This window comes from Lactococcus sp. S-13, from assembly GCF_004210295.1.
Lineage (GTDB): Bacteria > Bacillota > Bacilli > Lactobacillales > Streptococcaceae > Lactococcus.
This window is the reverse complement of sequence record NZ_SDAK01000001.1, coordinates 653,765-666,256: the sequence shown is the minus strand read 5'-3', so window position 1 is coordinate 666,256 and position 12,492 is coordinate 653,765. Positions and strand designations below refer to the sequence as shown.

10 protein-coding genes are annotated in these 12,492 nt (G+C 40.2%); all 10 read left to right on the top strand.

All coding sequences use genetic code 11. The features are described 5' to 3' along the window. The first annotated feature begins 200 nt into the window (after positions 1 to 200). The 10 genes from accC (at position 201) to EQJ87_RS03300 (ending at position 12,453) form a co-directional block, all read left to right on the top strand. A complete protein-coding gene (gene accC, locus EQJ87_RS03345) occupies positions 201 to 1,568 on the top strand; it encodes an acetyl-CoA carboxylase biotin carboxylase subunit (protein ID WP_130123332.1) in 1,368 nt (455 codons plus the stop codon). 163 nt (positions 1,569 to 1,731) lie between these two features. Beyond that, complete coding sequence (gene accD, locus EQJ87_RS03340) at positions 1,732 to 2,598, top strand: acetyl-CoA carboxylase, carboxyltransferase subunit beta (protein WP_130123331.1); 867 nt, start codon at positions 1,732 to 1,734, stop codon at positions 2,596 to 2,598. Continuing rightward, positions 2,591 to 3,346: an acetyl-CoA carboxylase carboxyl transferase subunit alpha gene (gene accA / locus EQJ87_RS03335; RefSeq protein WP_130123330.1), complete on the top strand. Its 756-nt coding sequence runs from the start codon at positions 2,591 to 2,593 to the stop codon at positions 3,344 to 3,346. Before accD ends, accA begins: the two co-directional genes overlap by 8 nt. Positions 3,347 to 3,468: 122 nt before the next feature. Further along, the gene (locus EQJ87_RS03330) at positions 3,469 to 4,614 is read left to right on the top strand and encodes a cystathionine gamma-synthase (protein WP_130123329.1); all 1,146 of its coding nucleotides are present in this window, start codon (positions 3,469 to 3,471) and stop codon (positions 4,612 to 4,614) included. Between the two features lie 88 nt (positions 4,615 to 4,702). Next, positions 4,703 to 5,620 carry a cysteine synthase A gene (gene cysK, locus EQJ87_RS03325; RefSeq protein ID WP_130123328.1) on the top strand — a complete coding sequence of 306 codons (918 nt, stop codon included), beginning with the start codon at positions 4,703 to 4,705 and terminating at the stop codon, positions 5,618 to 5,620. Positions 5,621 to 5,735: 115 nt separating this feature from the next. After that, positions 5,736 to 5,987 (top strand): GlsB/YeaQ/YmgE family stress response membrane protein, encoded by a 252-nt coding sequence (locus EQJ87_RS03320; RefSeq protein WP_130123327.1) that lies wholly within the window; start codon positions 5,736 to 5,738, stop codon positions 5,985 to 5,987. A 40-nt stretch (positions 5,988 to 6,027) separates the two neighbouring features. Then, positions 6,028 to 6,264 (top strand): CsbD family protein, encoded by a 237-nt coding sequence (locus EQJ87_RS03315; protein WP_130123326.1) that lies wholly within the window; start codon positions 6,028 to 6,030, stop codon positions 6,262 to 6,264. 361 nt (positions 6,265 to 6,625) lie between these two features. Next, positions 6,626 to 7,324: a DNA methyltransferase family protein gene (locus EQJ87_RS03310; protein WP_130123325.1), complete on the top strand. Its 699-nt coding sequence runs from the start codon at positions 6,626 to 6,628 to the stop codon at positions 7,322 to 7,324. Next, positions 7,325 to 11,683 carry an Eco57I restriction-modification methylase domain-containing protein gene (locus EQJ87_RS03305; RefSeq protein WP_130123324.1) on the top strand — a complete coding sequence of 1,453 codons (4,359 nt, stop codon included), beginning with the start codon at positions 7,325 to 7,327 and terminating at the stop codon, positions 11,681 to 11,683. Then, entirely contained in the window at positions 11,680 to 12,453 is a 774-nt protein-coding gene (locus tag EQJ87_RS03300; protein ID WP_130123323.1) for a hypothetical protein, read from the top strand. The genes EQJ87_RS03305 and EQJ87_RS03300 overlap by 4 nt, the downstream gene beginning before the upstream one ends. Positions 12,454 to 12,492: the final 39 nt, after the last annotated feature.

Below are 12,492 nucleotides of genomic sequence, written 5' to 3'. Positions count from 1 at the left end.
TCCGACTTTTGAGGGCTGAATGCTCAAAAAAATTGAGCAAAAACAAGCTTTCGTTGGAAAGAAAAATTTATTCTAGGTCGAGCGTTGTTGAACGTTCTGACCTATTTTGGACTTATTTTACTTATTATCAAAATTTGGTTTTGACCAAATTGACCGCTCCAGCGGCGAACTCAGGAAAGCTTCCTATTTGGAGAAAATTTATGTTTAATAAAATCTTGATTGCCAATCGTGGCGAAATTGCTGTACGGATTATTCGTGCAGCACGTGAATTAGGAGTCGGCACAGTTGCTGTTTATTCAACTGCTGACCGTGATGCTTTACATGTCCATTTGGCTGATGAAGCGATTTGTATCGGGCCTGCGCGGGCGACAGAATCTTATCTTAATATGAATAATATTCTCTCGGCAGCGGTGGCAACAGGGGCGCAAGCGATTCACCCAGGTTTTGGCTTTCTCTCAGAAAACTCAAAATTTGCTCGCCTTTGTGAAGAAATGAATATTAAATTTATCGGGCCATCAGCAAAAGTTATGGATATGATGGGCGATAAAATCAATGCACGCGCAGAAATGATTAAAGCGGGCGTTCCTGTTACACCAGGATCTGAGGGAGAAGTACACACGACCGATGAAGCAGTGAAAATTGCTGAAGAAATCGGCTATCCCATCATGCTCAAAGCCTCAGCCGGCGGTGGTGGTAAAGGAATCCGTAAAGTGACAAATGTCGAAGAATTGGTGCCTGCTTTTGAAGCAGCCCAAGCCGAAGCGCAAGCCGCTTTTGGTAATGGCGCGATGTTTATTGAACGGATGATTTTCCCAGCACGTCATATTGAAGTACAAATCTTGGCGGATAGCCATGGTAATGTCATTCATTTGGGTGAGCGGGACTGTTCATTGCAACGAAATAATCAAAAAGTTTTGGAAGAATCTCCTTCGGTGGCGATTGGACACACATTGCGTGAAGAAATTACGTCAGCTGCAGTAAAAGCAGCGGCTCACGTGGGTTACGAAAATGCTGGTACCATCGAATTTTTGTTGGATGAAGCTTCTGGAAAATTTTATTTCATGGAAATGAATACCCGTGTTCAAGTAGAACATCCGGTTACAGAATTTGTTTCTGGCGTTGATATTGTTAAAGAACAAATCCGTGTGGCGAATGGAAATGAACTTTCTGTTAAACAAGAGGAAGTAACTTTCAGTGGACACGCGATTGAATGCCGGATCAATGCTGAAAATCCAAAATTTAATTTCGCACCGTCACCAGGGACAATCACTAATTTGTTCTTGCCAAGCGGTGGTGTTGGCTTGCGAGTGGACAGTGCGATGTACAGTGGTTACAGCATTCCGCCTTACTACGATAGCATGATTGCCAAAGTCATCGTTCACGGCGAAAATCGTTTTGAAGCCTTGATGAAAATGCAGCGTGCGCTCTTGGAATTTGATGTTGAAGGAGTAATCACTAACGTTGATTTCCAATTGGAGTTGATTTCAGATCCACACGTTGTCGCTGGCGATTACGATACCAGCTTTTTGGGCAATGTTTTCTTGCCAGAGTATCTGAAAGAAGACTAATTCAAGCCAAAAACTTTCGTCAGTAGAGAGAATTTACTGACGAAACTAAAGTATTTTCCATCAGTAGAGAGAATTTACTGACGAAATTGAAAAATTTTACGTCAGTAAAGAAAAAATGCTGACGAAAACTAGATTTAATAAAAAATGAGAAAAGGATGCAAAAATGGCTCTTTTCCAAAAGAAAAAATACATTAAAATCAATCCCAATCGTTCCCTTATTGAAAAGCAGGCGGAAAATCCAGAGGTTCCTGATGAACTTTTTGCGAAATGTCCTGCTTGTAAACACACGATTTACCAGAAAGATTTGGGCGAAAATAAGGTCTGCCCAAATTGTGAGTATAACTTTCGAATTACGGCCAAAGAACGTTTGGCATTGATTGCTGACAAGGATTCTTTTGTGGAAATGTTCACTGGAATTGAAAGCAAAAATCCTTTGAATTTTCCAGCTTATCCAGAAAAATTGGCGGCAACTAAAGCGCGCACAGGACTTGATGAAGCGATCATGACAGGGACAGCCACAATCAAAGGGCAAAAAACAGCACTCGCGATTATGGACTCGACTTTCATCATGGCTTCAATGGGGACAGTCGTTGGCGAAAAGCTGACTCGTCTTTTTGAATATGCAACGACCGAAAAATTGCCAGTTATTGTCTTTACAGCCTCAGGTGGCGCGCGGATGCAAGAAGGCATCATGTCACTGATGCAAATGGCAAAAACGTCAGCAGCACTCAAACGTCATTCTAATGCTGGACTGCTTTACATCACTGTTTTGACCGATCCAACGACAGGTGGAGTAACGGCATCATTTGCCATGTTGGGCGATATTATTTTGGCAGAACCACAGTCTTTAATTGGTTTTGCGGGACGTCGTGTCATCGAGCAAACGGTTCGGCAAACATTGCCTGATGATTTCCAAAAAGCTGAATTCTTGCTGCAACACGGTTTCGTTGATGCGATTGTGAAACGAACAGAATTGCGTGAAAAATTGAGCTTGCTCTTAGAACTTCATTCGGAGGTGGAACATGGCTGAAATAGCAGATATTATCAATAAAGCACGGGCTGCAGATCGTATTTCAGCTCGCGATTTGATTGAACAAATTTTCACTGATTTCTTTGAATTACATGGTGACCGTCAATTTACTGATGATGAAGCCATCGTAGGGGGAATTGCCAAATTTAATGGTCGTCCAGTCACTGTGATTGGAATCCAAAAAGGACGCAATCTTGCCGAGAATTTGGCAACTAACTTTGGTCAACCAACACCAAACGGTTACCGTAAAGCCTTGCGTTTGATGAAAAATGCCGAAAAATTTGGTCGTCCAATCATCACTTTGGTCAATACAGCAGGTGCCTATCCAGGAATTGAAGCTGAAGAACGTGGTCAAGGAGAAGCCATTGCACGCAATCTTTTGGAAATGTCGGACTTCAAAGTGCCAATCATTGCCGTGATTACTGGTGAAGGCGGATCAGGTGGAGCGCTTGCGCTTGCCGTGGCCAACAAAGTTTTCATTTTGGAAAATGCGGTTTATTCAGTACTTTCACCAGAAGGTTTTGCCACAATCCTCTGGAAAGACGGTTCACGACGTGACGAAGCGGCCGAATTGATGAAAATCACAGGCCCTCATCTTTTAGAAATGGGCGTTGTTGACGGAATAATTTCTGAGGACAACTTGATTGCTAACCTCAAGCACCAATTGACGCAAACACTTACAGAATTGGAAGCTTTAAGCCCAGATGAGCTGATTGAGCAACGTTATCTCCGCTTTAGAAAATATTAAAACGCTGAAAAGCGTTTTTTTTGCTATAAAAAATATTAAGTCTGCTATAGGATTTTCTTATGGCGGCTTTTTGACTTTCATGTTATTTTATAGATAGACAATAAACATAGAAAGTAAAGCGAATGGAAAATTTAAAAACAAAAGTAATTCACGGTGGTATCTCTACTGACCCAACGACTGGTGCTGTTTCAGTCCCAATTTATCAAACCTCAACTTATCAGCAAAATGCGCTTGGACAGCCTAAAACCTACGAATATTCACGGTCGGGAAATCCAACGCGTCATGCGCTTGAGCGTTTAATTGCGGATCTGGAAGCCGGGGTGCAAGGCTTTGCTTTTGGCTCAGGCTTGGCAGGCATTCACGCCGTCCTATCTTTGTTTGCTGCGGGGGATCATGTCATTTTGGCCGATGATGTCTATGGTGGAACTTTCCGTCTTGTGGACAAAGTGTTGAGTCGTGCTGGAATTACTTATGACTTAGTGGATTTGAGTGATTTGGACGTGCTGAAAAATGCCTTCAAAAAAGAAACAAAAGCTGTTTATTTTGAAACACCATCGAACCCTTTGCTCAAAGTTTTGGATATTCAAGAAATTTCTAAAATTGCCAAGGCGCACGGCGCGCTCACTTTGGTTGATAATACCTTTGCGACGCCTTATTTGCAACGTCCTTTGACATTAGGAGCAGATGTGGTCTTACATTCGGCAACCAAATATTTAGGGGGACATTCCGATGTTGTTGCAGGTTTGGTCACGACAAATTCCCAAGATTTAGCCGAACAAATTGGCTTTTTGCAAAATGCAATCGGGGGTGTGCTTGGCCCTCAAGACAGCTGGTTGGTTCAACGAGGCATTAAAACGCTCGCTTTGCGCATGGAAGCTCATTCAAAAAATGCCAGCAAAATTGCCGAATTTCTGGAAAATTCACACGAGGTTGCCAAAGTTTACTACCCAGGACTAGCCAGTCAAACAGGACACGAGATTGCTCAAAAGCAGATGGCTGCCTTTGGGGGAATGTTGTCATTTGAACTGAAAAATGAGCAAGCCGTCAAAACATTTGTAGAAAGCTTGCAGTATTTCACTTTGGCTGAATCGCTCGGTGGAGTAGAAAGTCTGGTTGAAGTTCCGGCAGTCATGACGCACGCCTCAATTCCTAAAAACATCCGTGAACAAATTGGAATCAAAGACGGTTTGATTCGTCTGTCAGTTGGCATCGAAGACATCAGCGACCTGCTATCAGACCTGACGCAAGCGCTCGAAAAAGCAAAATAATTTGCGTCAGCAAATTCTCTGGTTAGACGGCCACATTTTGAGTTACGTCAGTAAAATCTCTCATTTCGTCAGTAAAAAAGGATCGCAAATGGTAAAAATTGTAGAAAATATCACCGAGTTGATTGGCGATAGTCCAATTGTCAAACTAAAAAATACGCCCCCAACAAGCGCTGAAATTTACGTCAAATTAGAAAATTTTAATCCGGGAGGTTCGGTTAAAGATCGGATTGCGCTCCAGATGATTCGTCAAGCAGAAAAAGATGGGCAGCTCAAAGCAGGCGGGACCATCGTCGAGCCGACTTCTGGTAATACAGGCATTGGTCTAGCAATGGCCGGCGCGGCACTTGGCTACAAAGTGGTCATTATCATGCCAGACAATTATTCCAAAGAACGCCAGCAGCTCATCAAAGCATACGGTGCCAAGCTCATCTTGACCCCAGCCGCTGAGGGTATCAAGGCAGCGATTGAATTAGGACAAAAATTTGTGACAGAAAAAGGCTGGTTTATGCCCATGCAATTTGAAAATCCAGCCAATGTCAGAACGCACGAACTCACCACAGGACCAGAGATCATTGAAGCTTTTGGAGACCAGCTAGATGCCTTTGTTGCTGGTGCCGGGACAGGTGGCACTATTTCGGGCGTGTCTCATTATTTAAAAAAACACAGTCCAGCGATTAAGACTTACGTCGTTGAACCTGCAGAATCACCGATTTTATCTGGTGGCGCAAGCGGACATCACCGCATCCAAGGCATCGGCGTTCCCTTTATGTCCGAAAATCTAGACACAAAATCTTATGATGGCGTGATTGATGTGACGAGTGACGATGCGCTCAATACCGCCTGTCATATTGGAGAAAATCAAGGATTTTTAGTCGGCATTTCCTCAGGAGCAGCCATTTGGGCAGCCTATGAGCTTGCCGAAAAGCTGGGCGCTGGAAAAAAAGTCCTCGCTCTTTGTCCCGATAATGGCGAACGTTACCTCTCAACTGAACTCTATACTTTTTAAAACTTAGCACGAAGCTAAGTTTTTTTGATAAAAAATTACCAAGCAACTTTCTGTACTTTTTGGCATACGAGTGTTAAAATAAAAATCAACAGGTAGAATAAAAGGAGGAAACATAATGCACTTTATTTGGTCATTGATTGTCGGAGGTGTGATTGGTCTCATTGCAGGCGCAATTACAAGTCGCGGCGCAAAAATGGGAATTATTAGTAACATCTTGGCTGGGCTAGTTGGTTCCGCACTTGGTGAAGCACTCCTTGGACATTGGGGGCCTCACTTAGCCGGAATGGCCATTGTGCCATCAATCATCGGAGCAGTCATTCTGGTGTTAATCGTCTCGGCAATTTTTGGACGTTCAAAAAATGCCTAACATGATTTAGATAACTTTTCAAAGATGAAGGAGGTCTAAAATGACTTTAAACAATAAACTTGATGCTACCAAAGACAAAACCAGCGGAAAAATCAAAGAAACCGCAGGAAAAATCACAGGCGATGAAAAGCTAGAAGCGAAAGGCAAAGCCGAAGGACTCGTAGGCAAAGCCAAAGAAGGTTTGGAAAATCTCAAAGACAAAGCTGCAGACCTTGCAGAAGATGTCAGTGAGAAATTCAATGAAAAAATGGATTCCACGAAGCACAAAAACAAATAATCAGGTGCTTCACTCCTAGAAAAGTCCTCAGACGAACACTCTGAGGGCTTTCTTGTTTTAAAATATGATAGTAGTAGCTGTTTGAGGAAGCTGAAATTACTAATACTTTTAAACATACAACTAAATACAAAAAATCAGCAAAATAGGAGCTTGAACCAAATCTAAAAATCAGTCAGAATAGCTGATTTTTAAGTTTTAGATAGTGTTTACAAGTGGTATAATAGAGTTATGATAAAATCGAATATTATGAAATCGAAGGGGTTAACCCCTTCCTTTACCTGTACAGGTAAAGGAACACTAATAAGCAACAAACCGTTTAGAACAAATTGTTCAAACGGATTTTTTGCATTCGGAGGTAGCCATGTTTTCTGAGAAATTGATTAAATCTAAAGAACGTGTCCAAAAACACGGCGAAGTATTCACACCTTCTTGGATGGTACAGAAAATGCTTGATACAGAGGGCATAAGGGAAGATTGTGAAAATATTTATGCAACCTTTTTAGAACCTTCAGCTGGCGATGGGAATTTTTTGGTAGCGTTACTAGAGCGAAAACTTGAAGCAGTTACACAGCAATTTGATAAATCAAATTGGAAAACTAAATCTTTATTTGCACTCTCTTCAATTTATGGCATTGAATTTTTAGAAGACAATCTTGAGCTTGCCAGATTTAAGATGCTTAGTAATTACATGGAATGGTATGAGAAGGTTTTCGACGAGCGTTTAAGTGTGAAGACGGGATCATACAAATCTGCTAAATTTATTATCCGAAAAAATATTATCCGAGGAAATGCTTTGACCAAAAAGCATCCCGACACTGACGAACCCCTGGTTTTCAGTGAGTGGAAGCGGGTAAAAGGAAAATCTAGCAAAGTAGAGTGGTCAGAGTTTACTTTTGTCAGTTTATTCGGAGGGCAAGTCAATATTGAACGAGGAATTCCAGAAGGACAGCTCAGTCTTTTTGACTTAGATGGTGACGGTATTGATGATATTACGGTAAAAGAAAATTCGAAACCAGTCATTATTGATATTCAAAAAGCTTATCAGTTGGAGGAAAAATAAATGTCAAAAAACTTTGAGTTTCTGATGGTTGAAGCAGATACTGCTGTTCTTTTTGAAACGGCAAATCTCGCCGAAGAAAATTATATACACAAGGACTACGAAGGTACCTTAACTAAAGTTCGTAAAATAGCTGAAAATACTGTTTCTCTTATTTTAGAAAAAGAGGGGACTATTCTCTCAGAGCGCACATCCTTTAATGAAAAACTTAATGAAGCAAAATTAAGAATTTCCGAACAATATATTATTCAGGCTTTTTACGATATTAAAAAATTGGGAAATCTTGCCGCTCATGAAATCAATCCCGCAGAAGCAACACAAGAAAATGCTCGAAAAGCTCTTCATCAAGTTTTTGTATTATTGGTTTGGGTGGTTAAAAAATATCTTGATACTGATATTAAGACTGCCTACATGGATTTTTTAGAACCAGAAGCTGAGAAACTTTACCAAGCAGCAGAGCGAAAATTGATTTATATTCAAACTGTCAATAATGAAAATGGAATGTTTCCTGCTTATGAAGGAACGCAAAAAGTGGGAGAAGCAACTGTTTCTGAAGATGATATTGAAGCAGATTGGACACCAAATAGCGAGTTTTTAAGGACTGTTGCGCCTAAACGTATCAAACAATACATGACAACATCTGGTCTAAAGTACGTTTTAGAGTGGGTGGAGCTAGCTTGGAAAAAATCAACTAAGTCTTGGTTTCATGACCATGATGTTCATGAAGTTCTTAAGCGCTCAGGGATTAAACAAGCTGAATTTCTTGAGGGCGCAGAGTGGTTTCAGACTGATTTAGAAACAGCTAAAGATGCCATTAAAGCTGTAAAAGATGGACGTTCAGCTTTACAAATGGTCGCAGAAGAAACGGCAACTTATGAAATTACCCTTCGTCCAGAGCAAAATGCAGCCGTTGAGCAGACTAAAAAAGCATTCAAAACTAAAGATAAAATGCTCTGGAATGCTAAAATGCGTTTCGGGAAAACTTTGACTTCTTTGCAGCTGATTAAAGACGAAGGCTATCAAAAAGTTCTTATCATGACACACCGACCTGTTGTTTCAGACTCATGGTTTGAAGATTTCCATAAAATGAAAATGGCAGAAGCTGGTTATCGGTTTGGCTCAAAAGAAAAGGGAGAAAAGCTTGAAAACTTGAAAAGGGATAAAACTCCTTTTGTTTACTTTGCTTCAATTCAGCTTTTGCGTTATGGTGGTGGAGAAATTAATCTTAATGAATTTTCTGATGTGGATTGGGATTTGATTATCATTGATGAAGCGCATGAAGGGACGCAGACAGAGCTTGCAGATAATGTCATCAATGCTGTTCAAAAAGATAACACTAAGATGTTAGAACTATCGGGGACACCTTTTAATCTATTAGACCAGTATGACGAAAGTCAAGTTTATACTTGGGATTACACCATGGAGCAGACCGCAAAGCTCAAGTGGTCACTGGAAAATCCAGAAAAGCCAAATCCTTACGAAGGTTTACCAAAAGTTTCTATGTACACTTTTGAGATGCGCAACAAGGAAAGGTTTGCGGACGAGTCTAAAGCTTTTAATTTTCGTGAGTTTTTCCGTGTTGATGATAATGGTGAGCTCGCCTATCAAGCAGATGTGAATGCTTTTTTAGATAATATTACCAATCAAGATGGTGGAAGTAATTATCCATTTTCAACAGAGCAGTATCGAAATGAACTGCGGCATACTCTGTGGCTGCTGCCAGGCGTAAAAGAGGCTAATGCTTTTGAAAAGTTGCTCAAAAAACACCGTGTCTTTGGACAAGAGTATGAAATTGTCAGTGTGGTCAGAGAAGGCGATAATAATGGTGTAGCTAGTCAAGGCGATTTGGATAAGGTACGTACCGTCATTGGTAAAGACCCAAGTGCGACAAAAACGATTACTCTGACGGTTAGAAAGTTAACGACTGGTGTGAATATTCCAGAATGGACAGCTGTTTTATTTTTATCCAATACGAACTCTGCCATGAATTATCTGCAAGCGGCTTTTCGGGCGCAAACACCATTTTCTCACAAAAAGCTGGGTATGAAAACCAACTGTTATATTTTTGACTTTGCGCCAGACCGTGCGCTTTCTGTTATGGCGGAATCTGCTCAGATTAACTCTGGGGTGGGGAAGAAAAATACGCAAGAGCAAAAGTTAGCAATGACAAGACTTTTGAACTTTATGCCCATTCTGGGGAAAACAGATCAGGGAATGAAGCCTTTTAATGTCGATAAGATGTTAACACAGCTTAAAAAGGTTTATGCAGAAAAAGCGGTTCGTTCTGGTTTTGAAGATGATAGTTTGTACAATGACAATTTACTTACTTTGACAGAAGGTGATGCCAAAATATTTAAAGACTTATCTGAGATTGTCGGGAAAACAAAAGGGCAGAAAAAACCACCGAAAATTATTGTTTCTGAAAATGGTTTAAGTAACGAAGAGTACGAAAAGGGCGAGAAAGCTAAGAAAAAGACAGCTCGGGAAAGAACGCCAGAAGAAAAAGAAGCCATTGCAAAAATCAATGAAGCTAAGAAACAGCGCAAAACCATGATTTCGATTTTACGTGGGGTGTCAATTCGGATTCCCATGATGATTTATGGCATGAAGCTGGACTTGTCAAAAGACATTACGATTAAAGATTTTGTTAGTCAAGTTGATGATGAATCTTGGAAAGAGTTCATGCCAAAAGGTTTCACCAAAGCAATGTTCCGTGAAATTGCACGTTATTATGATGCGGAAGTCTTTATCGAGGCGGGACGGATTATCCGTCAACGGGCGAAATCTTATGACCAACTGGATTTTATCGAGCGAGCAGAGCGGATTGCGGAATTATTTGGGACTTTCAAAAATCCAGATAAAGAAACGGTGCTAACGCCGTGGCGTGTGGTTAATCTGCAGCTGAGTAAGACCATTGGTGGACTGAATTTTTATGATGATGACTTTGTCAGTACGACTGATGGGGCTGTCAGCAATCTGCACTGGGTGAAAAGAGTTGGTACGGATAAAGTCTATACTGATGATACGAAAATCTTAGAAATCAATACCAAAACAGGGCTTTATCCCCTACATGCTGCTATGAGTTTGTATTTCAAAAAGTTGGAAGACAACGATGATAGTAAGTTTGAGGCGGACGAAGTTTACAAGAAAATCTTGAAGGAAAATATCTTTGCTATCGCCAAAACACCGATGGCGAAGACTATTACAGAGCGCACGCTGGCGGGCTATCGGAATTTTGAAACTAATGTGGCTTATATCGACGGCTTTGTGGATACCATCAAGGAAAGTCCCGCCAAAGGGAAAGAAAAAGTAGAGGAGACATTTAAGAACGTGAAATTTGATGTTGTGATTGGGAATCCGCCATATCAGGAGGAACGCGTGGGCGATAGCACGCAAGCGCCACCGATTTATCATAAGTTTATGGACACGGCTTACGAGGTGGCAGATAAGGTTGTGCTGATTACGCCTGGGCGATTTCTGTTTAACGCTGGTGCGACGGGTAAAGCTTGGAATGAGAAGATGTTGCATGATAAGCATTTGAAAGTCGTGTACTATGAGCAGGACAGCTCAAAAGTTTTCCCGAACACCGATATTAAAGGTGGTGTGGCTGTAACCTATCGTGATGCCAACAAGGATTTTGGCGAGATTGGGACTTTTACCAATTTTGAGGAGTTGAACTCGGTTTTGCATAAGGTTGAAGCGGTCATGACAGAGAGTTTGTCGACTCTGATTACTGGGCGTGGTGTTTATCGCCTGACAAATATCGCTTTAGAAGAACACCCAGAAATTGAAGCAATTCAATCTAAGGGGCATAAGACAGACGTGGGCTCTGGTGCTCTGAAAATTTTGACTGATGTAATTTTCTTTAAGGAAAAGCCGACTGACGAGAAAGAATATGTACAAATCATTGGTTTACTTGATAATCAGCGAGTATATTATTGGATTGACAGAAGATATTTGAGTCAACCTGACAACTTTGAAAAATACAAAGTTATTTTGCCCAAAGCAAATGGTTCGGGTGCAATCGGAGAGGTGCTTTCGACTCCCCTTATAGGGGAGCCCCTTATAGGGTACACTGAGACGTTCATCGGAATTGGAGCTTTCAATTCAAAATTTGAAGCTGAATCAGCGTTGAAGTATGTCAAGTCTAAGTTTACGCGTGCAATGCTTGGTGTGCTGAAAATTACGCAGGATAATCCACGAGATAAATGGCAAAAAGTTCCCTTGCAGAATTTTACGGAGCAGTCTGATATTGATTGGACAAAAAGCATTGAAGAAATTGACGTGCAGCTCTTTATGAAGTATAATTTAGATAAAAGTGAGATTGACTTTATTAAGGAGAAAGTGAAGAAAATGGAATGAGCAGATACTTTGAATATAAGCAAGCCAAAGAAGAATTAAACAAAATATCCAGAAATCCTCAAAATTACCTTTTGATTCACTATTCTTGTTCAGATGTAAAAAAGGAAGAATTTCCTAAAGTTTCTAGTATCAGTATAATGAAGTTTGAGAATAGAGAAAAAATTCAGTTCTCAATCAGTAAATACTTAAAAGAAGGCGTAACTCTTGATCAAGCTGAAAAAGAACTTTTTGACAACTTCTTTCAGTTTATTGAAAATAATAAGTCATTGGTGTTTATCCACTGGAATATGAATTCGGAAAAGTTTGGATTTGAGGGCCTTGAAAATAGGTATCGAGTATTAACTAATCAGAGTAAAAATATTCTTGGATATTTGAAGAAAATTGATTTAGATGATTTATTAGGAAATTACTATTCTGAGAGTTACATTTCAGATCCTAAAATGTATAAGCTATATGATTTTAATTCTTTCGACATTCATAATTTCCTTAAAGGCAAAGAAGAAGCTGATTTATATTTACAAGAGAGATGGTTTGAAATTTCAGAATCATCGACTGCTAAAGTAAACTTTATTTATGATGTATTAAAATTGACTATGAGTAGGAAACTCAAAGTTGAAGATAGATTTATAGCTAAGAAAACGCTGTGGAGTGATGGAATTCAGTATTTCTTTAACGAAAAACTTCTGGGTAGATTTATATTCTGGTTGTTAGTCACATTAATTGGGGCAATTTTGAGTTCATTTGTAACAAATTTTATTTTCAAAAATTGAGAATGAAGGAATAGACAGCTTTGAAATCCCTATGAAAGT